Origin of the sequence: Streptomyces sp. MST-110588 (genome assembly GCF_022695595.1) — a bacterium.
Lineage (GTDB): Bacteria > Actinomycetota > Actinomycetes > Streptomycetales > Streptomycetaceae > Streptomyces.
Genome location: NZ_CP074380.1, coordinates 1402429 through 1427558 on the forward strand (window position 1 = coordinate 1402429; position 25130 = coordinate 1427558).

Consider the following 25130-nt stretch of genomic DNA (forward strand, 5'->3'; position numbering starts at 1 on the left):
AAGGATTCAGTACGGGCCCGGGCACTGGCTGGCGAATTTCCGACATCGACGTCGTGCTGCCTGCGCGTCCGCCCTCTCCGTCTCAGGTCGTTCCTGTCCGCCTGCAGGGCCGCGGCCGGCCGTCTCCGTCGTTCGCGCTCGCGCCGCCACAGGCCGGGGACATGGCGGTTTAAGCCCCGTCTTCTCTTCCTTGCCCACCGGTCCCCTGTGGCCACACGATGGTTGGGAGCGCGGCCGGTCCGCGCTCGGCCGTCGGCGGGCGCGCGGGGGCGCTCGACGGCGGGGCACGGCAGGACGGTGGGACCGTACGACAGCAGGACCGTACGACAGCAGGGCAGCACGACAGTACGAACGGCGCGGCGGCAGGAGAGCAACGCGCCGGACCGGGCACGGTGCGCGCCATCGCCACCGGTGCCCGCCCGCGGACTTCGCTCACGCGGGGCCGTGTCCGGCGTCGCGGGGGGCTCTCCTGTACGGCACCGTCGGCACTGCTGGTCGCTGCTGGGCACGCGTGCCGTCGGCCTGCCGGGCCTCCCACAGGGCCGCGCACGCCGTACGGATACGTGCGGCGTGCGCGGTCGGCCCGGGTCTCCCCGTACGGGTCGGGCACCGGGCCGCCCCGGGGGCTTTCGTGCGGGTCACCTCGGAGGCTTTCGTACGGGTTGCCTCGGAGGCTTTCGTACGGGTCGTCTGCGCTGTCGTACGGGGCACCCCGGGCCTGTGAACAGGCCGTCCCGACTCCCGTACGGTCGGCCACAGGCCCCGTACGGCCGTCTCGTGGCGGCGGCCACCGGTGGCCGTACGCGGCGCGGTTCAGCCGGAGTTTCCGCCCGGTACGCACCGCAGCAGGGCCCGGCCCTCGGCCGTGGCGACGTGGAGGGCACGGCCGGCCTGCCGGACGGTCATCAGCAGCCCGGCCTCGCGCAGTACGGCGACGTGCTGGCTGACGGCGGGTGCCGTCACGCCCAGTTGGCGGGCCAGTTCGCTGGTGGAGCAGCCGTGTACGGCGGTTCTGAGGACGGCGGCGCGGGTGTTCCCCAGCAGCGCGCCCAGTGGGTGGGGACGCTCATAGGGCGGCGCGGGGCCACGGGCCATGTCCAGGTCGTGCGGGACGGGATAGACCAGGACGGGCATCAGGTCGGCGTCGGCGAGCGAGACGGGGGCGGGCCAGCAGAAGAAGGACGGCTGTAGGAGGAGGCCCCGCCCCTCAAGGCGCAGGACCTTCTCGACGGGGTAGTCGACCTCCAGCACCGGCGGTTTCCAGCGGAAGTGCGGGCCGAGTCCGGCCAGCAGCCCCTCGACGCCCCCGGTGAGCAGGGAGCGCATGCGCAGCATGCGGTCGGCGTCGATGTGGGCGTGGATGGTGTTCCACAGCGGGGCGATGGCCTGCGCGTGGTACGTACGGATGGCCTCGCCCAGCCGGTTCAGGGTCTCGGTGTCCCCCTCCGCCAGGTCCGAGGTCCACCGGGGCAGCGGGCGGGTGGCGTCCAGACGGGCCAGGTCGGTGCGCAGCCGAGAGCGCGGGGTACTCAGGAGCGTGTCGAGTGCCGTGTCCAGGGACGCGGGGGTGTCCTGGGAGGGGGTGAGGAAGTCCGGCGAGTAGCCGCGCGGCGGCAGCAGGACGGACAGCAGTGGGCGGGTGCCTGTCAGCCGGGCTCTGGCCCAGCCCCGCCAGGTGCCGAACACCGGGGCGCCGTCCCGCCGTTGCAGGGTCTGGACACTGTTCGCGATCTCCCACAGGTAGTCCGGTTCGGGCGCGACGCGCACCCGGGCCAGGTCTTCGGGGGTGAAGTGGATCCGCAGCATGCCTTCCCTCGTCCGCCGCCGTCGCCGTACCGCCGCCTCGCGCCTTACCGGAGAGCTACCCGTTGCCCGGGCCGCCCCTTCGCGCCGTCGCCGTCGTCGTCACCGGGCTGTCGCCCTCACCGCACTGTCGCCGTCATCGTCACCGCGTCGGCGCCGTCACCCCGCTGTCTTTATCACCGCGCTGTTTTCGTCACCGCGCTGTTGCCTTCCGACCTTGCTCGTACGGACGGCCGGTGACCAGCGGACTTCAGGCCCACCTGCACCGCCTTGCGCCGACAGCCACAGTGGCGCACACTGCGCCGCCCGGCACCCGGCACCCGGCACCCGGCACCCGGCACAGTGCCCCGCTCAGCGCGCCCGTGCGGCGGCGAAGGCGGCGTACGCCCGGTCGTCGAAGAGGACGAAGCGCACCTCTTCGACGGCGGTGTCCGTATGGCGGACCGTCTCGACGGCGATGCGGGCGGCGTCTTCCAGGGGCCAGCGGTAGACGCCGGTGGAAATGGCCGGGAACGCGACGGTGCGGGCGCCGAGTTCGTCGGCGACGTGCAGCGAGGCGCGGTAGCAGGAAGCGAGCAGATCGGAGCGGTCCTCCTCCTGGGACCAGACGGGGCCCACGGTGTGGATCACCCAGCGGGCGGGGAGGCGGCCGGCCGTGGTGGCCACGGCCTGGCCGGTGCCCAGACCGCGGCCGTAGTGGGAGGCGCGCAGGTCGCGGCAGGCGGCGAGGATCTCGGGGCCGCCGCGGCGGTGGATGGCGCCGTCGACTCCGCCGCCGCCCAGCAGGGAGGAGTTGGCGGCGTTGACGACGGCGTCCACCGTCTGTTCGGTGATGTCACCGCGTAGGAGGGTCAGGCTGGTCTCAGAGGCGTTGGTGCCGTTCCCGGAGGAGTTCATGGCGGTCCATGGGTGTTCGTGCCGGTCCCTGTGGGTCCCGGGACCGGGGCGGGGTCGTGCCGGATCGTGCCGGATCGTGCCGGATCGTGCCGGGTCATCGCGCGGCGCGCAGGCGGCGCCAGACGAACTTGGCGGCATGGTGGCCGGACATGCCGTGGACGCCGGGGCCGGGCGGGGTGGCCTGGGAGCACAGGAAGACGGCGGGGTGGGCGGTGGTGTACGGGACGCGGGCGAGCTTGGGGCGGATGATCAGCCTGAGCCCGGCGGCGGAGCCGGTGCCGATGTCACCGCCGACGTAGTTGGCGTTGCGCCTGGCCAGTTGGGGCGGGCCGGCCACGGCGCGGGCCAGGACCAGATCGCGGAAGCCGGGGGCGAAGCGCTCCAACTGCCGCTCCATGACGTCGGTGGCGTCGCCCTCCCAGCCGTGGGGGACGTGTCCGTACGCCCAGAACGTGTGCTTGCCCTGGGGCGCGCGGCTCGGGTCGGTCAGGGTGGGCTGAGAAGTGATCAGGAACGGTACGGAGGGGTCGCGGCCGTCCACGGCGGCGCGCAGTGCGGTGTGGATCTCGCCGCTGGTGGGGCCGATGTGGACGGTGCCGGCCCGGCGGGCCTGCGGCGAGGTCCACGGGACCGGCCCGGACAGCGCGTAATCGATCTTGAAGACGCCGGCGCCGTACCGCACGTTCCGGTAGGCGTTGCCGAGCCCCGCGATCCGGGCGAGGTCGGTCGGCGAGGTGTCGAAGACGTACGCGCGGGCCGGCGGGAGGTCGTCCAGCCGCTTGACCTCGAAGTCGGTGTGCACCACGCCGCCGTGGGCGCGCAGCAGTCCGGTCAGCGCGTCGGGAATGGCCTGGGAGCCGCCGCGCGGGACGGGCCAGCCGTTCGCGTGCGCGGCGAGGGCGAACAGCAGGGCCGCGCCGCCCGTACCGAGGCTGGTGGTCGGCGCGATGACGTGCGCGGCGAGCCCGGCGAACAGGCCGCGCGCCTTCTCGTCCCGGAAGCGGCGGTTGAGCAGTGCGACGGGCTGGGCGGCGGTCAGGCCGAAGCGGGCGAAGCCGACCGGGTCGCGGGGCAGGCCGTCCCACTGCGTGCGCAGGAAGTCGGCGGCGATGGCGTTCCACTTGCCGAGGAAGGGCGTCACCAGCCGGCGGTAGGCGCCCGCGTCGCGGGGGCCGAAGGACATCGCGGTCTCGCCGACGGAGCGCGAGAGCACCGCGGCGCTGCCGTCGGGGAAGGGGTGGGCGAGCGGGAGGTCGGGGTGCAGCCACTGGAGGCCGTACCGCTCCAGGGGCATGGCGGCGAAGGCGGGTGAGCCGACGGCGAGCGGGTGCACCGCCGAACAGGGGTCGTGCCGGAAGCCGGGCAGGGTCAGCTCTTCGGTACGGGCGCCGCCGCCGACCGTGCCGTGGGCCTCGAAGACCTCGACGGACAGGCCCCGGCGGGCCAGTTCGACGGCCGCGGTCAGCCCGTTGGGCCCCGCTCCGATCACCACGGCGTCCAGCATCCCGGGCACCTGCGCCACTCCCCTCACGTCCGGTCCTCGTCCCTGATGAGGATCAGTTGGCGGCTGCCAGCAGTCCGAGGATACGCCGCGCGGTGGCGGCATCCCGCGCCGCGGCGAAGGGCAGCGCGTTGCCGCCCGCTATACGGAACGGCTCGCCGGCGACCGTCCCGCCGGCACCGCCCGCTTCCTGTACGAGGAGCAGCCCGGCCGCATGGTCCCAGGCGTTCTCCCAACTGAAGGCGAGCCCGTCGATGGCGCCCTGCGCGACGTGCAGGTACTCCAGTCCCGCCGAGCCGCAGGGGCGGGTGGCGACACCGCCGGCGTCCAGGGCGGCCAGCACCCGCTTCTGCTCGTCGGTGGTGAAGTCGTAGTGGGATATCGCCACCCGCAGGGCCTGGCCGGGCTCCGGGGAGCCGGCTTGCAGCGGGGAGCCGTTGAGCCTGGCGCCACCGCCGCGGCGGGCGACCGCCATCAGGCCCAGCGCCGGGGCGTACGTCCAGGAAGCCAGCAGCTCGCCGTGGAGGGCGAGGGTGACCAGCGTGGCGAAGCCGGGGTCGCCGTGGACGAACTGGCGGGTGCCGTCGACGGGGTCGACGATCCACACCGGGTCCGGGCCGCTGAGCGCGCCCAGCACGGAGGGGTCGGCGTGCACCGCTTCCTCGCCGACGACCATGGAGCCGGGCAGCAGGGACGTCAGGGCGGCGGTGAGGTGTTCCTCGGCGAGCCGGTCGGCGGTGGTGACGAGGTCGTGCGGCCCGTTCTTCTCCGCTATCTCCTCGGCCGCGAGCTGCCGGAAGCGCGGCGTGATCTCGGCCGCCGCCGCGGCCCGGACGGCGGCCTCGACCGCCGCCCCGTCCACCGCCCGCAGCACCTCGGCCGCGGCGCGCTCCGCCGCCGCCGTGCCCGCTGTCGCGTCCGCCGTGTTCGCCGCCGGGTTCGCCGCGTTCGCCCGGTTCGCTGTCGTTCCTGCCGCATCCGTACGCATAGCCTCGATCATGCTTCCATCGAACCACGCCCCACTGACACCGGGCCTGGATTCCGGGTGAACTCCCGGCGCGGAGCGCGCGGCGCCCACCCGGTGCGGCGCTCACCCGGTGCGGCGCTCACCTGGTGGTGTGGGACGGCCCTTTCAGGAAGGGCCTGACGTAACTGTCGAGCATGGGCCCGATGATCGGCGCGCCCAGGATGGTGTCGTTGCCGGGTTGCAGATTGGGCACCAGGTCGGCGCCGCCGCACTGGTTGAGGGCGCTGGCGAACGGCATGGTGGTCAAGTTGTTGCTGCCCGGTCCGTCGTTCAGTACCGCACCTCCATAGGCGTGGCCGTCCGTCGTGGGGTTGGCGCACTCCGTACCGATCGCGGGCGACAGGAAGGACCCGATCCCGCCGGCGGAGGCGGGCGTGGCACAGATGAGCACCGCCGCCAGTCCCGCCGTGCCGACCAGTGGGGTGACCGCTGTGGCGACCGCATGACGAACCGCATTGAGCATGATCATGACTGTTGAACGACGCGTCGGCCCCCAGGTCACCGATGATCACCCGTCCCGCCGTCACCGCGGCGATGGCGTTACGGTGGAGACGGCTGCCGGCCGCCTGGGCCGTGCGCAGGTTCGGGTGAAGGAGAGACCGCCGTGCAGGGCGAGTACCACGGTGAGTACAAGGTGCCGGGCGGCAAGCTCGTCGTCGTCGACCTCGGCGTGAGCGACGGGGTGCTGTGTGACGTACGCGTCGCCGGTGACTTCTTCCTTGAACCGGACGAGGCGCTCGACGCCATCAACCAGGCGCTGGAGGGCGCCCCTGCCGACACCGACGCCCGGGGCCTGGCGGCCCGTATCGAGGCGGCGCTGCCGGCCGGCGCGGTGCTGTTCGGCTTCACCGCGGAGTCGGTGGGCGTCGCGGTGCGCCGGGCGGTCGCCCAGGCCACCGACTGGAACGACTACGACTGGCAGATCATCCACGAGGGTCCCCAGCCGCCCGCCCTGCACATGGCACTGGACGAGGTGCTGACCACCGAGGTCGCGGCCGGGCGGCGGCCCCCGACGCTGCGCGTGTGGGAGTGGGACCGCCCCGCGGTGATCATCGGCAGCTTCCAGTCGCTGCGCAACGAGGTCGATCCCGCGGGCGCCGAGAAGCACGGCGTGACGGTCGTACGGCGCATCAGCGGCGGTGGGGCGATGTTCGCGGAGCCGGGAAACACCATCACGTACTCCCTGTGCGTACCGGCCTCGCTCGTCCAGGGCCTGACCTTCGCCGAGAGCTACGCCTATCTGGACGACTGGGTGCTGGCCGCCCTGGGCGACATGGGCATCAACGCCTGGTACAAGCCGCTCAACGACATCGCGACCGACGCCGGGAAGATCGCGGGCGCCGCCCAGAAGCGCGTGGTCGCCGGGGACGGCGCCGTGCTGCACCACGTGACGATGTCCTACGACATCGATGCGGACAAGATGGTCGAGGTGCTCCGCATCGGCAAGGAGAAGCTCTCCGACAAGGGCACCCGCAGCGCCAAGAAGCGGGTCGACCCGCTGCGCCGCCAGACTGGTCTGCCCCGCGCCGAGGTCATCGACCGCATGATCGCCTCCTTCCGCGCCCGCTACGGCGGCACGGACGGCACGGTCACGGACGAGGAGCTGGCCCGGGCACGGCAACTGGCCGGCGGCAAGTTCAGCTCCCGGGAGTGGCTCACCCGCGTGCCGTAACGGATGACCGATCGATGTATTCGAACTGGCTTCTACGTGGCTAGGTTCTCGATCGTGGTCGGCAGGGCGTTTTCCAGGAGGGTCTTTGCCGCTGTCCGTGCGTGCCGGCCGTAGTTCGACTCGCCCAGCACCATGGCGCGGCTGGCGGCGCCGTCCGCGAGGGTCACGAGTTGCTCGGCGAGGACGGCGGGCTCCCGGCAGCCCAGTTCCGCTACCAGGTCGGTCACCAGCCGCACCATCAGCAGTTTCTGTTCGCGGGCGTAGGAGTGGACCGCGTTCTGGGGGTCGGGGAACTCCGCGGCGGCGTCGATGAACGGGCATCCGCGCACGGGATCCGTGCCGGTCGGGGGCGGGTCGAACAGTGCGAGGATGCGCTCCTTGGCGGGGATGTCCTCGCGTGCCAGCACGCCCTCCAGGGTGCGTCCCGTCGAGGAGAGATCCTTGAGATGGGCGAGGACCAGCTCGTCTTTGGTCCTGAAGTGCGCGTAGAGGGTGCGCTTGGACACCGGAGCCCGCTCCGCGATCTGCTCCATGCCGGTCGCGTTGATCCCCTGGGCCGCGAACAGTCCGGCCGCGGCGGCCAGGATGCGCTCCCGCCCTCCGCGCCCCGGCCGTCGAGACGCCGTCGTCATCGTGGTCATGACGTAAGTATACGTTCCCGTTTACTTCGGAGGGGATGGCTGGCTATAGTGCCACTTCAAGTAAACGGTTACGTTTACTTTGGTGAATCCTGAGGAGAGTTCCATGAGCGGACCGGTCTTCACCCGGACGCGCACGAGCGAGGCGCCCACCGGCCGGACACAGCCGGGCGGGACGCAAATGTCGGAATACGCCGAGCAGTTGATCCGCGGGCGCCGCGCGACCCGCGCATTCCGTCCCGACCCGGTACCCGAGGACACTCTGCGCAAGGTCTTCTCCCTGGCCGGCACCGCGCCGTCCAATTCCAACGCGCAGCCGTGGCGGGTCGAGGTGGTCGGTGGCGCAAGGCGGGACCGTCTGGCCGACGCCCTGCGAACGGCCCACGCCGAGCGACGCGTCACGGCCGACTACCCGTACTCCGAGGACATGTACGCACCCGTCCACCAGGAACGACGGGCCGCCTTCGGTGCCGGTCTGTACGGAGCGCTGGGCATCGGCCCCGACGACCACCCGGCTCGCGCGGCCTACGACGCGGAAAGTCTGGGCTTCTACGGGGCGCCCCATGCCGCGTTCCTGTTCGTCACCGGCGACGGCGGGCCGCGACTGGCCGCCGACGCCGGCGCTTACCTGCAGACGCTGCTGCTGGCCATGGCCGGCTACGGCGTGGCCAGTTGCCCGCAGGGCCTGCTCAGCTTCTACGCCGACACCGTCCGCGATCAACTCGGAGTCGGAGAGGGGAAGCTGCTCGTGGGTATCTCCTTCGGCTACGCCGACGAGAACGCGCCGGTGAACCGGGTCGCGACCGGCCGGGCGGCCCTGGAGGCAACCACCACATTCCACACCTAGAGTCGGTCCCGAAAGCGCTGGTCACAGCCACTCGTTGAGGGCTGCGACCAGCACGGTCGCCTCATATCGGACGGCGAGTTCGGTTGCGTACCTGGTCGGCCTTCTCCGGGATGGTGCATCCGATCCTGTGTCTGCGCAGGTAGAAGCGGTTCGCCCGGGATCCGTAGGCTTTGTCGGCACGGACCCTGTCCGTCAGGTCCCCTCGCGCCGCGCCATGACCGTTACAGTTCAAGATCCACTCTCGCAACAGACCCTAGTTCGGCCCGGGTGTTCTTCTGGTCTTCAACGGCCCGGCGGTCTTTGGCGACGATGGCGCCACGGGGGTTGCGCTTGGGCAGGTTGCATGGGCAGTCAGGCATGGTCGTCCTCTTTCAGCAGTTGGAGGCATGCTTCGCAGTTGACGGCGCGACGCCATTCGGTGGTCTCCTCGTCGGCCTTTCCGGCGCCGCAGTGCGGGCGGAGAGTGCCCCCGGCCAGGAGGGGCTTGTGGGTGGTCAGAAGGTCGTCTCCGACGGTGACGGCCCTCTCCACCTGCTTGGGGGTCACCGCTGTGCCTTGCTCGTCTTGGGTGCGGGGACCGGAGGCTCGTGGTCGGGGTGCCGGCCGATGAGGATTCGGCAGTCCGCGGCCTTGGATTGATCGCCTTCGGCCACGGCGGCTTTCAGGTCGCGGGTCAGCTTCTGGCAGCGTGCGCACGTCATGGGGGTTCCCGGGGTTCGGGTCGGCGGGTTCATTGGGGAAGCGGCCCTTTTATGTGGGCGCTGACTGTCGCCGTCCGTCAGTGGTGTTCTTGGCGGGAACGGTCACGGGCTCCGACCAGCACCGGTCGTACGTGCCGTGCCCGGTCTCGTCTGCGTGCGCGCGCATCCATGCGTTGGGCCGCAAGGGGTTGTCCCACAGGGACGACCGCGCACCGCACACGTTTCCGTCGGTCTCGGTGGTGCACTCCGCGAAGTGCTTCCGGACGCCGTTGATCTCGATCACTCGGCGGTCGCGGGAGGGGGCGGGGGTGGCCATGGGCGTACCTTCGGGTCGGTGGGTGGGGAGGGTTGCGTCACTGTTGGCGTGCGGGTGGGAGGCGATGGTCCGGTTCCGGCCTGCCGTGGTCTCCTGGGGCACTTTCGTTCCTCTCCGTGGCGGTTTCGCTACCGAGGGGGTTCAGCGTGGCCTAGTGTTGAGCCACCCATCAACCTGCCGATTCCGCACGAAAGGGTTGGTGACTGCCCATGAACCGACGCGAGTTGCACCCGGATAGCAGCCCCCAAGCGGCCTACGGGGCACGCGTACGGAGATTGAGGGATGCGCGCGGCTGGACGCAGGATGAGCTGGCCGAACGCATGGGGTACTCAAGCGTCCACATCTCAGCAGTCGAAGTTGGTCGCAAGCCTCCAACTCTCCGCTTCTCGCGTAGTGCTGACGTCGCCTTTGGCCTCGTGGGGACAACCGAGACGTTCGAGCGGGAGTTCCGCGAGATCCGGCAGGGCTCGCTTCTTGAAGGCTTCCCGGAGTTCGTGGAGCACGAAGGGCGCGCGGCAGAGATCAGGCTGTACGAAGTCGGCGTGATCCCAGGACTGCTACAGACGGCGGAGTACGCGTCCGCCCTTGCGGAGAGCGCTGTTAGACGGGGGATGATCACGAAGGAGCAGGCAGACGAACGGGTCGCACTCGTCGCCGAGCGACAGGCGGCGTTACTCCGGACTCCCCCGCCACTGGTGTTGGCGGTGTTGGACGAGAGCTGTCTACGGCGCCCCGTTGGCGAGCCGGGTGTGATGGCTGCTCAGTTGGAGCGGCTGACCGACTTCGCCACACTTCCCACCACCATCCTTCAGGTGGCTCCGTTCACCATGGGAACGGATAGGCCGTTCAGCCTGCCCATCACGATTCTGACGATGGCGAACCGCTTGCTGGTGTCGTACGCGGAGTCTGCTCAAGCCGGGCACCTTGAACGCGAATCCACCTCCGTGGTGCCCCTGCTGACGGCCTACCATCAGTTGCAGGCCGGAGCCCTCTCTCAGTCGGCTTCCGTAGCCATGATCGAACAGCTCAGAAAGGGCACTCCGTGACCACCGAATCCCTGAAATGGTTCAAGTCTTCGTACAGTGAGAACGGCGGCCAGTGCATAGAGGTCCGTGGTGACCTCGCCGTTACCCATGCCGTGGTCCCCATCCGCGACAGCAAGGACCCGGACGGCCACGTCCTGACCATCCCCTCCGGTTCGTTCGCCGACTTCATCTCCGGTGTGAAGGCGGGCGCGTTCTCCGCCTGATCACGGAGCGCTCCCGCCGGCCCAGCGCTGTGTGGGTGGCCGAGCGGCCCCCTTCGTCGTGCGATGAAGAGGGCCGCTCTCGTGCCGTAGGGCCGTGGACGGTCAGAGCGTCAGCGGCTCAGCCGGTCAGTGCCGGGATGACGTGCTGCCCGTAGGCGTCGATCGTGGCTTCCTTCGCGTCGTGCATCGCGTACAGCGCGAACTGGTCCACGCCCAGGTCCCTCAGCGCCCGCAGTTTCTCGATCTGGGCGGCGGGCGGGCCCAGCAGGCAGAAGCGGTCCACGATCTCGTCGGGGACGAAGGCGGTGTCCGGGTTCCCGGTGCGGCCGTGGTGGGCGTAGTCATACCCCTGACGTGCCTTGATGTACGAGGTCAGGGCCTCGGGCACCAGGCCGGAGTGCTCGCCGTACCGGCTCACCAGGTCCGCGACGTGGTTGCCGACCATGCCGCCGAACCACCGGCACTGCTCCCGCGCACGGTCCAGGTCCTCGCCGACGTAGGCGGGCGCGGCGACGCAGATCGTGACCGTGCCGGGGTCGCGGCCCGCCTCGGCCGCCGCCGTCCGTACGGCCTTGATCATCCATTCGGTGAGAAAAGGGTCGGCGAGCTGGAGGATGAACCCGTCCGCCAGCCGGCCGGCCATCGCCAGCGCCCTGGGCCCGTACGCGGCCATCCACACCGGCAGCCGGCCGTCCCGTACCCAGGGGATGCGCAGCCTGCGGCCGTCCACGTCGGCCTCGCGGCCCTCGGCGAGGTCCCGGATGACGCCGATGGCCTCCCCCAGGCGCGCGAGGGTGTCGGGTTTGCGGCCCGCCACGCGCATCGCGGAGTCGCCGCGGCCGATGCCGCAGACCGTCCTGTTGCCGTACATCTCGTTGAGCGTGGCGAAGGTGGAGGCGGTGACTTCGGGGGTACGGGTGGAGGGGTTGGTGACCATCGGGCCGACGATCATGCGTTCGGTGTGTTCCAGGACGCGGCTGTAGATGACGAACGGCTCCTGCCACAGTACGGAGGAGTCGAAGGTCCAGCCGTAGCGGAACCCCTGCCGTTCGGCGCGGCGCATCAGGGCGACGACCGCCGAGCCGGGAGGGTCGGTCTGAAGGACGACTCCGAAGTCCACAGCGACGCTCCTTGAGTTGCTCGGGTTGCTGGGTTGCTGGCCTGTTTCTCTTCCCTGCTCGGGCTCCTCGGGCCTCTCGGCCTCTCGGGCTCTCAGGCTCTCGGCCTCTCGGGCTCTCAGGCGAGGTACTGGCAGGTGCCGCGCGGAACGTACTGGCCGTGCCCCGCGCGCCCGGTGAACCGACGCTCCTCGACGACGGGTTCGCCGCGGGAGAGCACGGTCCGGACGCGTCCGGTGATCTTCTTTCCCTCGTACGCCGAATAGTCGACGTTCATGTGGTGGGTCCCGGCGGAGATGACCTGTTCAACGCCGGGGTCGTACAGGACGATGTCGGCGTCCGAACCCGGGGCGATGGTGCCCTTCTTCGGGTAGAGGCCGAACATCCGCGCAGGGGTGGCGCAGGCGATCTCGATCCAGCGGCGGCGGCTTATGCGTCCCTCGACGACCGCCTGGTGGAGCAGGTCCATGCGGTGCTCGACGCCCGGCAGGCCGTTGGGGATCTTGGAGAAGTCACCGCGTCCCAGCTCCTTCTGCCCGCGGAAGCAGAAGGGGCAGTGGTCGGTGGAGACCACCTGGAGGTCGTTGGTGCGCAGGCCGCGCCACAGGGCCGCCTGGTGTTCACGCGGACGCAGTGGCGTGCTGCACACGTACTTCGCGCCCTCGAAGTCCGGTTCGGCGAGGTTGTCGGTGGACAGGAACAGATACTGGGGGCAGGTCTCGCCGAAGACGTTGTGACCCGCGTCCCGGGCCTGCGCCAGCTCGGCGACGGCCTCCTGGGCGGAGACGTGCACGACGTACAGGGGGGCGCCGGCGACCCGGGCGAGCTGGATCGTACGGTGGGTGGCCTCGGCCTCCAGGAGGGCGTGCCGGACCTCGCCGTGGTGGCGGGGGTCGGTCTTCCCCGCGGCGAGTGCCTGTTCGATCAGTACGTCGATGGCCGGGCCGTTCTCGGCGTGCATCATCACCAGCCCGCCGTTGCCCGCAGCCCGTTGCATGGCGCGCAGGATCTGCCCGTCGTCGCTGTAGAAGACGCCGGGGTAGGCGGTGAACAGTTTGAAGGAGGTCACGCCCTCCTCGACCAGCAGGTCCATCTCCTTGAGCGCGTGCTCGTCGACGTCGGAGAGGATCATGTGGAAGGCGTAGTCGACCGCGCACCGGGCGTCGGACTTGGCGTGCCAGCGGTCCAGGCCCTCGCGCAGCGTCCGGCCGCGCGACTGGACGGCGAAGTCCACGACGGTGGTGGTGCCGCCCCAGGCGGCGGCGCGGGTGCCGGTCTCGAAGGTGTCGCTGGAGGAGGTCCCGCCGAAGGGGAAGTCCATGTGGGTGTGGGCGTCCACGCCGCCCGGGATCACGTACGTGCCGGTGGCGTCGATCGTACGGTCCGCGGCGGCGGGCCAGTCCTCGGCCAGGGAACTGCCGTGCGCGGCCAGGGCGGTGACGCGGCCGTCCTCGACCAGGACGTCGGCGTGGATCTCGTCGGCAGCGGTGATCACCAGTCCGCCGCGGATGACAGTACGGCTCATGCTTCCTGCTCCCTTCCGCACCGGTGACGCTCGGCGGTGTCGGGGAGCGGAAGCGGGTGCGGGCCGTCGCCGGTCCTCACCCCTGTACCTGACGCCGCGTCACGACCGGTCTACACCCGTAGAGCCGGGCCGTGCAGGAGACCGTAGAAGCATGTCACCGGGAGGGGCAAGAGGCCCGACGGCGGGATGCGGCTTCCTTGGCTTCTTCCTCGGCTTTATTAGTTCCTTCCTTGGCTTCTTTCCTGCTTCCTCGCCGCCCTTCAGCCGTTTCCGGTCCTGCCCTCGCCCTTCCCCGTGTCCGGGTCGTCCTCCGTGATCTCCTCGGCGGATTTCTGCCCCTGGTGGCTGGGGGTGTGGGGGTAGCCGGCCTTCCCGTAGCCCTCGCTGGGCCGCCCGGGGTTCGTCACATCGCGTGTCTCGGCTTCCTCCACCTCTTTGAGGACTTCGTCGAGCGCGCTGTCGGTCTTCTTGCGCTGGGGAGTCACGGGGCCCTCCTGCTTCCTGGGTCTGCTCCGGCATCACCGGTATTCATGGCATCTCCGGCATCCCCAGTACCCGTGACGACGCCGCGCAACCCCACGGTCGGTGTCACACGTTCCAGCGAGGGTGAGGGCCGCACGGCCGGTGGGTCAGTTTCCCCGCCGCGTCAGCTCCGCCCGGCGCGTCCGGCGGTGCGCGGTGCCGCCGATGGCGGTGGCCCCGTGGAACTGCGCGAGGGTGAGCGGTGGGACGGCCGGCGGGGTGGGCCGTACGGTTCTGCCGACCGTGCCGCGTCGCCGGGGCGAGAGGTCGCGCAGGTCGCGGCCCTGTCGTACGCAGCGCTGCCCCGGCCCGCGTACGTACGGTTCGGTGCCCAGGTGCGTGGGGCGGCGGCCCGGGCGGCGGTGCCGGCCTCCGTGCCGTGCGCCGGGTCCGTTGCCGCCGGCTGTACGGCGGGGCCGGAGCATCGCTTCTTCGTACCGGCCCAGAGCGATGAGAAGTGCGAACATCGCCAAGGGCACCAGCGCGGCGAGGGCTGGCATGGGCGTGTCCCTTCGCTGGGGAAACCGCGCACGCTCCGAGGGAGCGCGACGGCTCACTCTTCGGGTCACCCGGCACCGGGACGACAAACCTGCCGGGGCACACGGGTTCCGTTCCGCCCGCCGCGCCCGCCCCGGGACGGCTGTTCACACGGCCGGAGCACGTTTCCGGACGGATTTCCGGGCGGGTTTCCGGCCGTCGGCGGCGGGCACCCGGCTCCTCGCAACCTGGCACCTTCCGGAGGTTCTTTCCCCATGGACAGCCGCGAACAGCGCAATCCCGCCGAACAGTACCCCCGCCCGGAATTCCCGCAGCAGGACCAGCCCCACCCCGGCCGCACCGACGCGATGGAGCCCCGCCCCGACCACGGCGAGGACTCCTATCGCGGCAGCGGACTGCTGCGGGACCGGCGCACCCTGATCACCGGCGGGGACTCGGGCATCGGACGCGCTGTGGCCCTGGCCTTCGCCCGCGAGGGCGCCGACGTGATGTTCACCTATCTGGAGGAGGAGAAGGACGAGGCGCGGGAAACCGCACGGCTCGTGGAGGAGGCGGGCCGCCGCGCGGAGGCCGTCTCCTGCGACATCCGTGAGGAGTCCGAATGCCGGCGGCTGGTGGAGCACGCGGTCCAGGAGTTCGGCCGGATCGATGTGCTGGTGAACAACGCGGCGTATCAGATGGCCCAGTCGGACGGCATCGAGGGCATCACCACCGAGCAGTTCGACCGGGTCCTGCGGACGAATCTGTACGGGATGTTCTGGCTGTGCAAGATGGCGCTCCCGCACATTCCCGAAGGCGGCAGCATCATCAACACCGCCTCCGTGCAGGCGTACAAGCCCTCCCCGCACCTGCTGGACTACGCCACCACCAAGGGCGGCATCGTGACCTTCACCCAAGGTCTGGCGCAGAGCCTCGCCGAGCGCGGCATCCGCGTCAACGCGGTGGCGCCCGGACCGGTGTGGACCCCGCTCATCCCGTCCACGCTGCCCGACACCAGCGAGTTCGGGGCGCAGAGTCCGCTGGGGCGTGCGGCGCAGCCGGCGGAGATGGCGCCTGCCTATGTCTTCCTGGCGTCCCAGCACGCCAGCTACATCACCGCGGAGATCGTCAACGCGACAGGAGGCACGCCGCTGCCGTAGGAGCCGCTGCCCGTACGGGGACGGAGCGCCCGTACCCGTACGGGTACCCGTAGCCGTGCGCAGGGTCCGCAGCCGTACGCATGGCCCGTACCCGCCGTCCGTACCGCCCCGCCGTCCATACCGTCCCGCCGACCGTCCGAGACCAGGGGACCGTTCCATGGCCGATTCCCGTTCCGATGCCCATGCCGGTGCCGGTGCCGCCGGCCCGCCCGCCGACGCCGAGTCCTACTGGATGGCGACCGCCCCCGCCGCCGCCCCCTACCCCGCGCTCACCGCGTCCCTGGACGTGGACGTGGCGGTGGTCGGCGGCGGTGTCGCGGGCCTGAGCACCGCCTGGGAGCTGGCCCGCACCGGCCGCTCGGTGGCGCTGCTCGAAGCCGGCCGGATCGCCGCGCAGGTCACCGGGCACACCACCGCCAAGGTGTCCTCGCTGCACACCCTGGTGTACGACAAGCTGCGCCGTACGCGGGGCCCGGAAGGGGCGCGTCTGTACGCGCGTTCCCAGCAGGAGGCCATCGAGCACGTCGCCGAGGTCGCGGCGGAGCTGGGCGTCGACTGCGAACTGGAACGGCTGCCCGCCTTCACGTACGTCACCGAGCCGGCGTCCTGCGCGGAGCTGCGGGCGGAGGCGGAGGCGGCGCGTGAGGCCGGGCTGCCGGCGTCCTTCGTACGCGAGACCGGGCTGCCGTTCCCGGTGGCGGGCGCGGTCCGGGTGGAGGACCAGGCCCAGTTCCACCCGCGCAAATATCTGCTGGCGCTGGCCGAGGACCTGGTGGCGCGCGGCGGCGCGGTGCACGAGCACACGCGGGTCACGGGCCTGAGCGAGGGCTCGCCGTGCCGGCTGACCACGGAGTCCGGGGCCACCGTGACCGCCCGGGACGTCGTGGTGGCCACCCACTACCCCGTCTTCGACCGGGCGCTGCTCTTTGCGCGCCTGGTGCCGCGCCGGGAGCTGGTGGTGGCCGGGCCGGTCCCCGCCGACCAGGACCCCGGCGGGATGTTCATCACCGAGGAGCAGGGCAAGCGGTCGGTGCGCACCGCTCCGTACGAGGACGGCCGGCGGCTGCTCATCGTCACCGGGGAGAACTTCAAGCCGGGGACGCGGGACAGCGCCGAGGGGTACGCGCGCCTGGACGCCTGGGCCCGCGAGCACTTCCCCGGCGTACGGATGGCCTATCGCTGGGCCGCCCAGGACACCGACCCCACCGACACCGTTCCGCTGGTCGGCCCCTTCCATCAGGCCGCCCGGCACACCTACGTCGCCACCGGCTTCGGCGGCTGGGGGATGAGCGGCGGCGTCATGGCGGGGCGGCTGCTGACCGATCTGATCGCGGGCAAGGAGCCGCCGTGGGCGGGCCTGTACGACCCGCGGCGGCTGCGCAGCGCGCTGCGCGAGGCCCCGGCCTTCCTCAAGCACCAGGCGGAGGTGGCGCAGCACTTCGTGGGCGACCGGCTGTCCGGTACGCATGTCGGCTCCGTACGGGACATCGCCCCGGGCAGCGGTGCGCTGGTCCGGGTCGGCGGCAGGAGCTGCGCGGTCCACCGCGACGAGGACGGTACGCTGCACGGCCTGTCGGCACGCTGTACGCATCTGGGGTGCCTGGTGGCCTTCAACCAGGGCGAGCGGGCGTGGGAGTGCCCGTGCCACGGCTCGCGCTTCGGTACGGACGGCACGGTGCTCCAGGGGCCCGCCAACCGTCCGCTTGAGGAGCGGCAGGTGCCCGACGAGGCGTGAGCCCGGGGTGTGCCGGGGCACCGGCCCGCTCCCCGTACAGGGCACCGGCCCGCTCAGGGAAGGGCGGAGCCGGACTCCCTCCCCAGCACGCCGGAGCGCGGGCGTGGCTCCCCGTCGCGCTCGGGGTGCAGGTCGAGCATGTCGAGGAGCTCGGCGAGGTCCTCGGCGTCACGGGCGTGCTGGGCCAGTGCCAGGCGGGCCCGGCGCCGCTCGTGGTCACGGCCGGCGGTGCCCCGCCCTGCGGCGGGATCGCGTTCGTCGTTCACCCTGGCATTCTGCGGCGCCCCGCGCCGACCTCGCCTGTCCTCCGCCCGGCCAGAGGACCAAACGGGGCCGGCCGGGGCGGGTCGGCGGCATCACCGGGGGCTCACCGGTGAGACCTGGTAAGACGTCACCGGACGGCCTCAGAGAACGTCACCCAAGGCGTCGCCCAGGACGTCACTCATGACATCGCCCAAGACGTCATCGAGAGGCGGCTGCGCAGGGCCCCGGGACACCTCAGCGGGAGCGCAGCAGCAGGTCCAGCTCCTTCTCCTGGTCCCCCGCCGAGGCGCCCTCGGTCTCCACGACGAAGACCTCCCCCAGCGCCCGCGCCAGCCGGTCGACCGCCCGGTTGCCGCCCTGCAACTGCGCCTGCACGGAGCCGCCCAGCGAGGCGGGCACCGGTTCCCCCTGCCCGTCCGAGACGTCGAAGACCGCGTTCCAGACCGTGGGGTGGTCGCCCGGTGCGTCCCTGGGCCGGTCCCCGGCCTCGCGGTCGGAGGCGAACGCGCCGCCCAGCGCGCGGAAGACGGCCTCGGCGTCCTCGTGCGCGCAGTCGCTGAGCTGCACGGTCACATGGGCTTCGGACCGCTGGGAGCTGATGGGCATGACCCTTCTCCTTCATCGTCTTTCGTCGGCCATCGTCGTTCGCCGGCCTCGACCGGCCTTCGCGCCTGCTCATGGGGCCGGTGGATCACACAGGTACCCGGTGCGGGCCGCGGTATCCGCGCGCACGGCTGCCCGCGGCCTGTGGGCCCCTCGGCTCACTCCTTCGGCCCATAGGGACGGTGAGGGCGCCTGGCCTCCTACGGGGTACCCGGGCGTCCGGTACGTACGCGGTACGTACCGGACGCCGGGCATGCGATATCCGCCCGCACGTACGCCCCGGTATGCACCCGTATGCCACGGCGGAAAAGGCGTCCGGTCCCCGGCCGATACCCGGCCGACTTCCGGATGCCGGGCGAATGCGGCGACCTTAATGTGGGCCCAGAACGCGTGGGAAAAGCGCTTCTCCCGTGTCGTGGGCAATGGACGGGCCACGCGCTTCCGTGCACCGTTGGGAGAGCGAAACGCCATGACCAGCAAAGCTGCTCCGAACACCGCCCGCCGCCGGGTCCATTACGACGCCCCGGACACCGCCGAGGCATTCCTGCGGATGGCGAGTCTGCCCGACGGCCCGGAAAAGCAGCGCCTGCGCGAGCAGGTGACCTGCGCCTGGCTCCCGATGGCGCAACGGCTCGCGCTGCGCTTCCGTGACCGCGGGGAATCCCTGGAAGACCTCAAACAGGTGGCGGCGCTCGGCCTGGTCAAAGCCGTCGACCATTTCGACCCCGGGCGCGGTGACGCCTTCGCCAGTTATGCCGTGCCCACCGTCGTCGGTGAGATAAAGCGGCATTTCCGCGACCATACCTGGGGTGTCCATGTTCCGCGCCGGGTACAGGAATTGCGGGCCAAGGTCCGTACGGCCGTACGGGAGCTGTCCGCCACCGCCGACGACCGCTCCCCCTCGGTCGCCGCGATCGCCGCGCACACCCAGCTCTCCGAGGGCGACGTCCTGCTCGGCATGGAGGCGCTGCAGAGCTACAAGTCGCTGTCCCTGGAGGCCGAACGCCCCGGCGCGGACGACGGGTTGAGCCTGCACGGCAGCCTGGGCCTGACCGAGCCCGCCTACGAGCTGGTCACCGACCGGGAGGCGGTCAAGACCTATGTGCGGCGGCTGCCCGAACGTGAGCGGCGCATCCTGTACCTGCGGTTCTTCTGCGACATGACGCAGAGCCGCATAGGTGAGGAACTCGGGCTCTCCCAGATGCATGTGTGCCGGATCATCCGGCGCACCTGCGCGACCCTGCGCGAACAGGTCGAGACGCAGACGCAGGGGGAAACGGTTCTGTCGGGGCCCTGAGCGTACGCGTCCGGGGCCCTGAGCGTACGCACATGCATGCGCTCAGGGCCCCGTGCGCCCTGCCCCGTACCCGTATCACCTGTGGCGGCTCAAGACCGCCGGCCCGTCATGTGGTCCTGCGCCGCGTGCAGGGCCTGCCCGAGGAGTTCCGCGCCCTCCTCCGCCTCGGCGACGGTCAGCGACAGCGGCGGCGCGATACGCAGCGCGACGCCGCCCGTCCCGCCCCTGCCGATCAGCAGGCCGCGCTCGCGGGCCGCCTCCAGGACGAGCCCCGCGGCCTCGGGCGAGGGCTCGTCCGTACCGGGCCGCACCAGTTCGACGCCGATCATCAGGCCGCGGCCCCGCACCTCCCGTACGAGGCCGAGCCCGGCGGTGACGGCCCGCAGGCGCTCGGCGAGCAGCCCGCCCACGCGCCGGGCGTTGCCCTGGAGGTCGTGTTCGAGCAGATGGGTGAGGTTGGCGAGGGCGGCGGTCATGGTGACGGGGCTGCCGCCGAAGGTGGAGACGGAGTGGGCCGTCAGGCAGTTCATCACCTCGGCGCGGGCCACCACGCCGCCGACGGACATGCCGTTGCCGATGCCCTTGGCGAACGTCAGCAGGTCCGGCGGGCCGTTGCCGGCGTGCGCCTGCCAGCCCCAGAAGTGCTCGCCGGTACGGCCCCAGCCGGTCTGCACCTCGTCGCTGATCCACAGGATGCCGTGCCGGTCCAGGACCTCGCGGAACGCCGCGTACAGGCCGTCCGGCGGCATGGTGAAGCCGCCGACGCCCTGCACCGGCTCGGCGATCAGCGCGGCCACGCCGCCCGCCGTCTGCCCGAGCATGTCCTCCAGGTCGGCGACGCAGGCCGCGATGTACTCGGCGTCGCCGAGGTGGGCGTACGGTCCCCGGCCGCGTACGCCGCCGTGTACGTACAGCGTCTGCACGGGCGAGAGGCTGGTCGGCGACCAGGCGCTGTTGCCGGTGATGCCGACCGAGGAGAAGGACCGGCCGTGGTAGCTGTTGCGCATGGCCAGGACCTGGTTGGAACGGCGGTACTGCGTGGCCAGGAGGAGGGCGGTGTCGTTGGCCTCGGTCCCGGAGGTGGTGAAGAAGACCCGGGCGTCCGGGATGCCGGAGAGCCCGGCGATCCGCTCCGCCAGTTCCACCATGGGGCGGGAGAGGTAGAGGGTGGAGGTGTGCAGGATGCGGCCGGCCTGCTCGCCGATCGCCTTGGTCACCTCGGGCAGGGCGTGCGCGGTCATGGTGGTGAGGATGCCGCCGAAGAAGTCCAGGTAGCGGTTGCCCTCGGCGTCCCAGACGTGCCGGCCCTCGCCGTGGGTGAGCTCGATGGGCTGCTCGTAGTACAGGCTCAGCCAGTCGGGCATGACGGCGGCGTGCCGGGTGCGCAGGTTCCGGGTCTGCTGGTTCGCGCTCCGGCGGTTCGCGCCCTGGTCGTTGCCGCTGTGGCCGTTCACGCTCTGCTCGTTGCCGCTGTGGCCGTTCACGCTCTGGTGGTTCGCGCCCTGGTCGTTCGCGCTTTCGGGGGTCATGGCCGGACCAGCCCCTCGTACGCGTCCGGGCGCCGGTCCCGGTAGAAGGCCCATTGCGTACGGACCTCCTCGATGAGGCCGAAGTCCAGGTCCCGTACCACCAGTTCCTCCTTGGTGTCACTGGCGGGGGCCCCGACGAACTGCCCGCGCGGATCGACGAAGTAGCTGGTGCCGTAGAAGTCGTTGTCGCCGTACTCCTCCACCCCGACCCGGTTGATCGCGGCGACGAAGTACTCGTTCGCCACCGCGGCGGCGGGCTGTTCCAGCTTCCACAGATGGGCCGACAGGCCGCGCGAGGTGGCGGAGGGGTTGTAGACGAGCTGGGCGCCGTTCAGGCCCAGTTGGCGCCACCCCTCGGGGAAGTGCCGGTCGTAGCAGATGTAGACGCCGACCCTGCCCACGGCGGTCTCGAAGACCGGCCAGCCCACGTTGCCGGGCCGGAAGTAGTACTTCTCCCAGAAGCCCTTGACCTGCGGGATGTGGTGCTTGCGGTAGGTGCCGAGCACGGTGCCGTCGGCGTCGATGACGGCGGCGGAGTTGTAGTAGAAGCCGGACCGCTCGATCTCGAAGACGGGGACGACGATCACCATGCCGGTCTCCCGGGCGAGCGCCCGCATACGGCGGACGGTCGGCCCGTCGGGGACGGGCTCGGCCCAGCGGTAGTGCTCCGGCTCCTGCACCTGGCAGAAGTACGGCGCGTTGAAGACCTCTTGGAACCCGATCACCTTCGCGCCTTGCGTGGCCGCCGCCCGGGCGTGCTCCTCGTGCTTCGCGATCATCGATTCGGTGTCGCCGGTCCAGGTCGCCTGGACCAGTGCGGCACGGACAACATCGGCCATGAGCTGCTCCTTTGTCGGGGCGTCAGCCGTGTGCCACGCGGTCTACGCGTGTGGAGGTGACCGTAGGCCCCCGACAGGCGCCAGGCAAGACCATCACCGCCGCGGCGGCAGGTGCGGACCACGGCGGGAGCGATCCGCAATTGACAGAAAAACTTGCAAGTTAACCTGTCGACTCTCTACGCTCACCCCATGCCCGACAAGGAACAAGAACGTCTCGCCACCGATCTGAGCGCCACCGTCTCCCTGCTCATGCGGCATCTGAGAGTCGCGTCCCCCGAGGGCGAGCTGACACCCACCCAGCGGGCGGTCCTCGGCCGGATCACCAACGAGGGCCCCACGACCACCGCGGCACTCGCCCGCGCCGAACTGGTCCGCCCGCAGTCGATGCGGATCACCCTCGCCGCCTTGGAGGAACGCGGCCTGGTCGCCCGCAGCCCGCATCCGACCGACGGCCGGCAGGTGGTCTTCGCCCTCACCGAAGAGGGTCACCGGCTGGTGGGCTCCGTACGGCAGGCCAAGCAGAACTGGCTCGCCGTCGCCATCGCCGAGCAACTGGACGAGGCCGAACAGCGCCTCCTGGCCGAGGCGAACGAGCTGATGAAGCGGCTGATGCGGGCATGAGCCCGAAGCGGCCCGGTACGGAGGCTCCGGCACCGGGAAACGGCCTGTCGGCCGGCGGCCCGGCCCCGCACCCGCGCAGGCAACGGCCTCCGTTCGGCGCCTGGCTCATGACGCCGCTCCTCCTGGGCTCCCTCCTCAACCCCTTGAACTCCACGATGATCGCCACCGCGCTGGTGGCCATCGGCCGGGACTTCCACACCGGCGCCGCCGACACCGCCTGGCTGATCTCGGCGATGTATCTCGCCAGCGCCGTCGGCCAGCCCGCCATGGGACGGCTCGCCGACCGCCTCGGCCCGCGCCGGGTGTTCACCGGCGGCCTGGTGACGGTCTGCGCCGCGGGCCTGATCGGTGCCCTGGCCCCCACCTTCACCCTGCTGATCGTCTCCCGCGTCGTCCTGGGCGTGGGCACCTCGGCCGCCTACCCGGCCGCGATGGCGATGCTGCGCGCCGAGTCCCGGCGCACCGGCCGGGCCGCGCCCCGGTCCGTCCTGGGCCGGCTCTCCCTCGCCGCACTGGGCAGCGCGGCCGTGGGTCCCGCACTGGGCGGGCTGCTGGCGGCCACGGTCGGCTGGCGCGCGGTCTTCGCCGTGAACCTGCCGTTCGCGCTGGTCGCACTGGGGTGCGCGGTCGCCTGGCTGCCCGCGGACGGCCGGGGCGGCAGCGGTACGCAGGAGGCCAGGCACTCCCTCGACCCGCTGGGCATCGCCCTGTTCGCCGCCACCCTGGCCATCACCATGTTCTTCCTGCTGGACCTGGCCGACCCGCGCTGGTTGCTGCTGCCGCCCGCCGCCGTGCTCGCGGCCGTACTGGTGTGGTGGCAGTTGCGCCACCCCGAGCCCTTCCTCGACCTGCGGATGCTCGCGCGCAACGGCGCCCTGACGCTCACCTACCTCCGGCACGGTCTGACGTACCTGGTCATCTACTGCGTCCTGTACGGATACAGCCAGTGGCTGGAGGAGGCGCACGGCTACTCCTCCTTCCACTCCGGGCTTCTCCTGCTGCCGATGTCCGCGACCGCCGCCCTCTGTTCCCTCGTGGGCGCCCGGACCAAGGGCATCCGCGCGCCGCTGTCGGTCGCGGCGGTCTGTCTGGCCGCGGGCGGCGCGGTCCTGTTCCTGCTGGACGGGGGTACGCCCATGGCCGCGCTGCTCCTGGCCGGTGCCCTGTTCGGCATTCCCCAGGGCCTGGCCGCCACCGGCAACCAGGCCGCCGTCTACGCGCAGGCCCCGGCCGACGGCGTGGGCGCCGCCGCCGGTCTCCAGCGCACCTCCCAGTACCTCGGGGCGATCACCGCCGCCGGCCTGATCGCGCTGCTGTACGGCCACCGGGCCACGGACGCCGGGCTGCACGAGATCGCCGTGCTCGGCACCGTACTCGGCGTCCTGCTGCTGGCCCTGACCGTCGCGGACCGCACCCTGCGCCGGCCCGCCCCGGCCACCCCGTGAACCACTCCCCCAACGCCCGCGAAACCACCTCCACTTGGAGCCCCGTATGCCTGCCACCGCACTCGACACCACCACCGCACTGGTCCTGATCGACTTCCAGAAGGGCATCACCGCCCTGCCCTGCGTCCACCCCACCGACGAGATCGTCGCGCGCGCCGCCCGTCTGGCCGCCGCCTTCCGGGCCCGCGATCTGCCGGTGGTGCTGGTCAACGTCACCGGCGCGGCCCCGGGCCGTACGCAGATCGCCCGGCCCGCCGGCACACCGCCCGCCGACTGGGCCGAACTGGTCCCGGGACTTGGCCGGCGGCCGGGTGACATCCTCATCAGCAAGCGGCGCTGGGGCGCGTTCCACGGCACCGGCCTGGACGAGGAGCTGCGCCGCCGCGGTGTCACCCAGGTCGTGCTCGGCGGCATCGCGACCAGCATGGGCGTGGAGTCCACGGCGCGGGCCGCGCACGAGCACGGCTACCACGTCACCGTCGCCACGGACGCGGTGACCGACCCGGACGCCGAGGCGCACCACCGCGCCGTCGAGAAGATCTTTCCCCGGCTCGGCGAGACCGGCTCCGTGGACGCGATCATCGCCCTGCTGGAACAGGGCGGAGCGCGCGGGTAGTTCGCGCGGCGGCATGGAGATTCCGTACCGCCCGCCACAACAGCATGAAGCAGGCCGGAACAGGGCGGGCGCCGGGGAAGATCCGGGCGCCCGCCCGTCAGTCCCCCTCCGCCGTCGCCCCCTGGGCGAGGTACAGCAGGGTGTCGACCAGATCCTCGGTCGAGGCGCCGGTGGCCAGGCGGCGCAGTTGCTGCCCCAGGACCAGGGCCACGACGAGGCCGCCCAGCCGGTCCGCCTCCGGCACTCCCAGCGCGGTCAGGGTGCGGGCGGCAAGCCGGTCGTACGCGGCGAAGCACTGATCCGCCGCGGCGCGCAGCCGCTCGTCCCGCCCCGCCTGGACGTACAGTTCGAACGGCGCGATGTGCTCGCTGTCGAACGCGGTACTCCCGGCGACCTGGCCGACCAGCGCCGCGGCCTCGGCCGGCCCGATGCCGTCGGCGTGGCGCGCCTCGGCGAGTTCGGTGAAGCGGCGGGTCTCCTCGCCCACGAACTCCAGCAGCGCCTCGCGCAGCAGGTCATGCTGGGTGGCGAAGTGGTAGGTGACCGAACCGAGGGAAACGCCCGCCTCCTTGGCGATGCGCCGGTTGGTGACCGCGGCCACGCCGTCCCGGCCGATGATGCGCAGGACGGCGCCGACGATGCTCCGGCGGGTCCCCGCCGCACCACCGCCGCCCGTTCCCCCCACCGCACCGCGGCCCGCTCCGGCTGCCGCCCCGTTCCCGACGGCC

28 protein-coding genes and 1 pseudogene are annotated in these 25130 nt (G+C 71.6%); 10 read left to right on the forward strand and 19 right to left on the reverse strand.

What is annotated here, in order from left to right:
* Positions 1 to 813: 813 nt before the first annotated feature.
* The 5 genes from KGS77_RS06250 to KGS77_RS06270 form a co-directional block, all read right to left on the reverse strand.
* Complete coding sequence (locus KGS77_RS06250; protein WP_242579291.1) at positions 814 to 1806, reverse strand: winged helix-turn-helix domain-containing protein; 993 nt, start codon at positions 1804 to 1806, stop codon at positions 814 to 816.
* 348 nt (positions 1807 to 2154) lie between these two features.
* On the reverse strand, positions 2155 to 2700 hold the full coding sequence (locus tag KGS77_RS06255) for an O-acetyl-ADP-ribose deacetylase (RefSeq protein ID WP_242579293.1): 546 nt from the start codon (positions 2698 to 2700) through the stop codon (positions 2155 to 2157).
* 94 nt (positions 2701 to 2794) lie between these two features.
* The gene (locus KGS77_RS06260) at positions 2795 to 4213 is read right to left on the reverse strand and encodes an NAD(P)/FAD-dependent oxidoreductase (RefSeq protein WP_242587319.1); all 1419 of its coding nucleotides are present in this window, start codon (positions 4211 to 4213) and stop codon (positions 2795 to 2797) included.
* Between the two features lie 43 nt (positions 4214 to 4256).
* Positions 4257 to 5201, reverse strand: a complete 945-nt coding sequence (locus KGS77_RS06265) for an inositol monophosphatase family protein (protein WP_242579295.1) — start codon at positions 5199 to 5201, stop codon at positions 4257 to 4259.
* A 106-nt stretch (positions 5202 to 5307) separates the two neighbouring features.
* On the reverse strand, positions 5308 to 5691 hold the full coding sequence (locus KGS77_RS06270) for a hypothetical protein (protein ID WP_242579297.1): 384 nt from the start codon (positions 5689 to 5691) through the stop codon (positions 5308 to 5310).
* 141 nt (positions 5692 to 5832) lie between these two features.
* Here KGS77_RS06270 and KGS77_RS06275 point away from each other — a divergent pair, with 141 nt between their 5' ends.
* Positions 5833 to 6900 (forward strand): biotin/lipoate A/B protein ligase family protein, encoded by a 1068-nt coding sequence (locus tag KGS77_RS06275; protein ID WP_242579299.1) that lies wholly within the window; start codon positions 5833 to 5835, stop codon positions 6898 to 6900.
* 32 nt (positions 6901 to 6932) lie between these two features.
* Here the strand turns inward: KGS77_RS06275 and KGS77_RS06280 are convergent, their stop codons facing one another.
* Entirely contained in the window at positions 6933 to 7541 is a 609-nt protein-coding gene (locus KGS77_RS06280) for a TetR/AcrR family transcriptional regulator (protein WP_242579300.1), read from the reverse strand.
* Between the two features lie 178 nt (positions 7542 to 7719).
* On the opposite strand from KGS77_RS06280, the gene KGS77_RS06285 reads away from it, so the two are divergent.
* The gene (locus KGS77_RS06285) at positions 7720 to 8385 is read left to right on the forward strand and encodes a nitroreductase (protein WP_242587320.1); all 666 of its coding nucleotides are present in this window, start codon (positions 7720 to 7722) and stop codon (positions 8383 to 8385) included.
* 70 nt (positions 8386 to 8455) lie between these two features.
* Here KGS77_RS06285 and KGS77_RS06290 read toward each other — a convergent pair.
* From KGS77_RS06290 to KGS77_RS06305, 4 genes and pseudogenes are all read right to left on the reverse strand, one after another.
* Positions 8456 to 8575, reverse strand: a pseudogene (locus KGS77_RS06290) (IS5/IS1182 family transposase); the annotation flags it as partial.
* A gap of 161 nt (positions 8576 to 8736) precedes the next feature.
* The gene (locus KGS77_RS06295; protein ID WP_242579301.1) at positions 8737 to 8931 is read right to left on the reverse strand and encodes a hypothetical protein; all 195 of its coding nucleotides are present in this window, start codon (positions 8929 to 8931) and stop codon (positions 8737 to 8739) included.
* A complete protein-coding gene (locus KGS77_RS06300) occupies positions 8928 to 9086 on the reverse strand; it encodes a hypothetical protein (RefSeq protein WP_242579303.1) in 159 nt (52 codons plus the stop codon). The genes KGS77_RS06295 and KGS77_RS06300 overlap by 4 nt, the downstream gene beginning before the upstream one ends.
* Positions 9087 to 9135: 49 nt before the next feature.
* Positions 9136 to 9402 carry a hypothetical protein gene (locus tag KGS77_RS06305; RefSeq protein WP_242579305.1) on the reverse strand — a complete coding sequence of 89 codons (267 nt, stop codon included), beginning with the start codon at positions 9400 to 9402 and terminating at the stop codon, positions 9136 to 9138.
* A 209-nt stretch (positions 9403 to 9611) separates the two neighbouring features.
* Here KGS77_RS06305 and KGS77_RS06310 point away from each other — a divergent pair, with 209 nt between their 5' ends.
* Together KGS77_RS06310 and KGS77_RS06315 are read left to right on the forward strand one after the other, a co-directional pair.
* A complete protein-coding gene (locus KGS77_RS06310; RefSeq protein WP_242579307.1) occupies positions 9612 to 10448 on the forward strand; it encodes a helix-turn-helix transcriptional regulator in 837 nt (278 codons plus the stop codon).
* A complete protein-coding gene (locus KGS77_RS06315) occupies positions 10445 to 10651 on the forward strand; it encodes a DUF397 domain-containing protein (protein WP_242579309.1) in 207 nt (68 codons plus the stop codon). Before KGS77_RS06310 ends, KGS77_RS06315 begins: the two co-directional genes overlap by 4 nt.
* Positions 10652 to 10769: 118 nt before the next feature.
* Here KGS77_RS06315 and KGS77_RS06320 read toward each other — a convergent pair whose 3' ends face one another.
* The 4 genes from KGS77_RS06320 to KGS77_RS06335 form a co-directional block, all read right to left on the reverse strand.
* A complete protein-coding gene (locus tag KGS77_RS06320; protein WP_242579311.1) occupies positions 10770 to 11771 on the reverse strand; it encodes a TIGR03842 family LLM class F420-dependent oxidoreductase in 1002 nt (333 codons plus the stop codon).
* Positions 11772 to 11887: 116 nt separating this feature from the next.
* Positions 11888 to 13294: a dihydropyrimidinase gene (gene hydA / locus KGS77_RS06325; protein WP_242579313.1), complete on the reverse strand. Its 1407-nt coding sequence runs from the start codon at positions 13292 to 13294 to the stop codon at positions 11888 to 11890.
* A 260-nt stretch (positions 13295 to 13554) separates the two neighbouring features.
* The gene (locus KGS77_RS06330; protein ID WP_242579315.1) at positions 13555 to 13779 is read right to left on the reverse strand and encodes a hypothetical protein; all 225 of its coding nucleotides are present in this window, start codon (positions 13777 to 13779) and stop codon (positions 13555 to 13557) included.
* A 144-nt stretch (positions 13780 to 13923) separates the two neighbouring features.
* Positions 13924 to 14316 carry a hypothetical protein gene (locus tag KGS77_RS06335; RefSeq protein ID WP_242579317.1) on the reverse strand — a complete coding sequence of 131 codons (393 nt, stop codon included), beginning with the start codon at positions 14314 to 14316 and terminating at the stop codon, positions 13924 to 13926.
* Between the two features lie 252 nt (positions 14317 to 14568).
* On the opposite strand from KGS77_RS06335, the gene KGS77_RS06340 reads away from it, so the two are divergent.
* Both KGS77_RS06340 and KGS77_RS06345 read left to right on the forward strand, forming a co-directional pair.
* Positions 14569 to 15453 (forward strand): SDR family oxidoreductase, encoded by an 885-nt coding sequence (locus KGS77_RS06340; RefSeq protein WP_242579319.1) that lies wholly within the window; start codon positions 14569 to 14571, stop codon positions 15451 to 15453.
* Between the two features lie 232 nt (positions 15454 to 15685).
* Positions 15686 to 17188 (forward strand): FAD-dependent oxidoreductase, encoded by a 1503-nt coding sequence (locus KGS77_RS06345; RefSeq protein WP_242587321.1) that lies wholly within the window; start codon positions 15686 to 15688, stop codon positions 17186 to 17188.
* A 53-nt stretch (positions 17189 to 17241) separates the two neighbouring features.
* On the opposite strand, the gene KGS77_RS06350 is transcribed toward KGS77_RS06345, so the two are convergent.
* Both KGS77_RS06350 and KGS77_RS06355 read right to left on the reverse strand, forming a co-directional pair.
* Positions 17242 to 17454 (reverse strand): hypothetical protein, encoded by a 213-nt coding sequence (locus KGS77_RS06350; protein WP_242579321.1) that lies wholly within the window; start codon positions 17452 to 17454, stop codon positions 17242 to 17244.
* 232 nt (positions 17455 to 17686) lie between these two features.
* Positions 17687 to 18058, reverse strand: a complete 372-nt coding sequence (locus KGS77_RS06355) for a hypothetical protein (protein ID WP_242579323.1) — start codon at positions 18056 to 18058, stop codon at positions 17687 to 17689.
* Between the two features lie 466 nt (positions 18059 to 18524).
* Between KGS77_RS06355 and KGS77_RS06360 the strand changes: the two genes are divergently transcribed.
* The gene (locus tag KGS77_RS06360; protein WP_242579324.1) at positions 18525 to 19352 is read left to right on the forward strand and encodes a SigB/SigF/SigG family RNA polymerase sigma factor; all 828 of its coding nucleotides are present in this window, start codon (positions 18525 to 18527) and stop codon (positions 19350 to 19352) included.
* An 89-nt stretch (positions 19353 to 19441) separates the two neighbouring features.
* Here the strand turns inward: KGS77_RS06360 and KGS77_RS06365 are convergent, their stop codons facing one another.
* Complete coding sequence (locus KGS77_RS06365) at positions 19442 to 20716, reverse strand: aspartate aminotransferase family protein (RefSeq protein ID WP_242587322.1); 1275 nt, start codon at positions 20714 to 20716, stop codon at positions 19442 to 19444.
* Positions 20717 to 20877: 161 nt separating this feature from the next.
* A complete protein-coding gene (locus tag KGS77_RS06370) occupies positions 20878 to 21720 on the reverse strand; it encodes a nitrilase-related carbon-nitrogen hydrolase (RefSeq protein ID WP_242579326.1) in 843 nt (280 codons plus the stop codon).
* A gap of 189 nt (positions 21721 to 21909) precedes the next feature.
* On the opposite strand from KGS77_RS06370, the gene KGS77_RS06375 reads away from it, so the two are divergent.
* The 3 genes from KGS77_RS06375 to KGS77_RS06385 are packed head-to-tail and all read left to right on the forward strand — an operon-like array spanning position 21910 to position 24402.
* The gene (locus KGS77_RS06375; protein ID WP_242579328.1) at positions 21910 to 22341 is read left to right on the forward strand and encodes a MarR family transcriptional regulator; all 432 of its coding nucleotides are present in this window, start codon (positions 21910 to 21912) and stop codon (positions 22339 to 22341) included.
* Entirely contained in the window at positions 22338 to 23786 is a 1449-nt protein-coding gene (locus tag KGS77_RS06380; RefSeq protein WP_242579330.1) for an MFS transporter, read from the forward strand. Before KGS77_RS06375 ends, KGS77_RS06380 begins: the two co-directional genes overlap by 4 nt.
* Positions 23787 to 23832: 46 nt before the next feature.
* Positions 23833 to 24402, forward strand: coding sequence for an isochorismatase family protein (locus tag KGS77_RS06385; RefSeq protein ID WP_242579332.1), 570 nt, complete (start codon positions 23833 to 23835; stop codon positions 24400 to 24402).
* A 97-nt stretch (positions 24403 to 24499) separates the two neighbouring features.
* Here the strand turns inward: KGS77_RS06385 and KGS77_RS06390 are convergent, their stop codons facing one another.
* Complete coding sequence (locus KGS77_RS06390) at positions 24500 to 25087, reverse strand: TetR family transcriptional regulator (RefSeq protein ID WP_242587323.1); 588 nt, start codon at positions 25085 to 25087, stop codon at positions 24500 to 24502.
* Between the last annotated feature and the right edge of the window lie 43 nt (positions 25088 to 25130).

Bases quoted from the DNA above. Each gene is read 5' to 3' on its own strand.
- KGS77_RS06270 (WP_242579297.1), bottom strand. From the start codon at position 5,691: ATGCTCAATGCGGTTCGTCATGCGGTCGCCACAGCGGTCACCCCACTG.
- KGS77_RS06285 (WP_242587320.1), top strand. From the start codon at position 7,720: ATGTCGGAATACGCCGAGCAGTTGATCCGCGGGCGCCGCGCGACCCGC.
- KGS77_RS06335 (WP_242579317.1), bottom strand. From the start codon at position 14,316: ATGCCAGCCCTCGCCGCGCTGGTGCCCTTGGCGATGTTCGCACTTCTC.
- KGS77_RS06250 (WP_242579291.1), bottom strand. From the start codon at position 1,806: ATGCTGCGGATCCACTTCACCCCCGAAGACCTGGCCCGGGTGCGCGTC.
- KGS77_RS06280 (WP_242579300.1), bottom strand. From the start codon at position 7,541: ATGACCACGATGACGACGGCGTCTCGACGGCCGGGGCGCGGAGGGCGG.
- KGS77_RS06370 (WP_242579326.1), bottom strand. From the start codon at position 21,720: ATGGCCGATGTTGTCCGTGCCGCACTGGTCCAGGCGACCTGGACCGGC.
- hydA (WP_242579313.1), bottom strand. From the start codon at position 13,294: ATGAGCCGTACTGTCATCCGCGGCGGACTGGTGATCACCGCTGCCGAC.
- KGS77_RS06345 (WP_242587321.1), top strand. From the start codon at position 15,686: ATGGCGACCGCCCCCGCCGCCGCCCCCTACCCCGCGCTCACCGCGTCC.
- KGS77_RS06305 (WP_242579305.1), bottom strand. From the start codon at position 9,402: ATGGCCACCCCCGCCCCCTCCCGCGACCGCCGAGTGATCGAGATCAAC.
- KGS77_RS06355 (WP_242579323.1), bottom strand. From the start codon at position 18,058: ATGCCCATCAGCTCCCAGCGGTCCGAAGCCCATGTGACCGTGCAGCTC.
- KGS77_RS06340 (WP_242579319.1), top strand. From the start codon at position 14,569: ATGGACAGCCGCGAACAGCGCAATCCCGCCGAACAGTACCCCCGCCCG.
- KGS77_RS06385 (WP_242579332.1), top strand. From the start codon at position 23,833: ATGCCTGCCACCGCACTCGACACCACCACCGCACTGGTCCTGATCGAC.
- KGS77_RS06265 (WP_242579295.1), bottom strand. From the start codon at position 5,201: ATGATCGAGGCTATGCGTACGGATGCGGCAGGAACGACAGCGAACCGG.
- KGS77_RS06375 (WP_242579328.1), top strand. From the start codon at position 21,910: ATGCCCGACAAGGAACAAGAACGTCTCGCCACCGATCTGAGCGCCACC.
- KGS77_RS06360 (WP_242579324.1), top strand. From the start codon at position 18,525: ATGACCAGCAAAGCTGCTCCGAACACCGCCCGCCGCCGGGTCCATTAC.
- KGS77_RS06255 (WP_242579293.1), bottom strand. From the start codon at position 2,700: ATGAACTCCTCCGGGAACGGCACCAACGCCTCTGAGACCAGCCTGACC.
- KGS77_RS06300 (WP_242579303.1), bottom strand. From the start codon at position 9,086: ATGACGTGCGCACGCTGCCAGAAGCTGACCCGCGACCTGAAAGCCGCC.
- KGS77_RS06365 (WP_242587322.1), bottom strand. From the start codon at position 20,716: ATGCCCGACTGGCTGAGCCTGTACTACGAGCAGCCCATCGAGCTCACC.
- KGS77_RS06380 (WP_242579330.1), top strand. From the start codon at position 22,338: ATGAGCCCGAAGCGGCCCGGTACGGAGGCTCCGGCACCGGGAAACGGC.
- KGS77_RS06310 (WP_242579307.1), top strand. From the start codon at position 9,612: ATGAACCGACGCGAGTTGCACCCGGATAGCAGCCCCCAAGCGGCCTAC.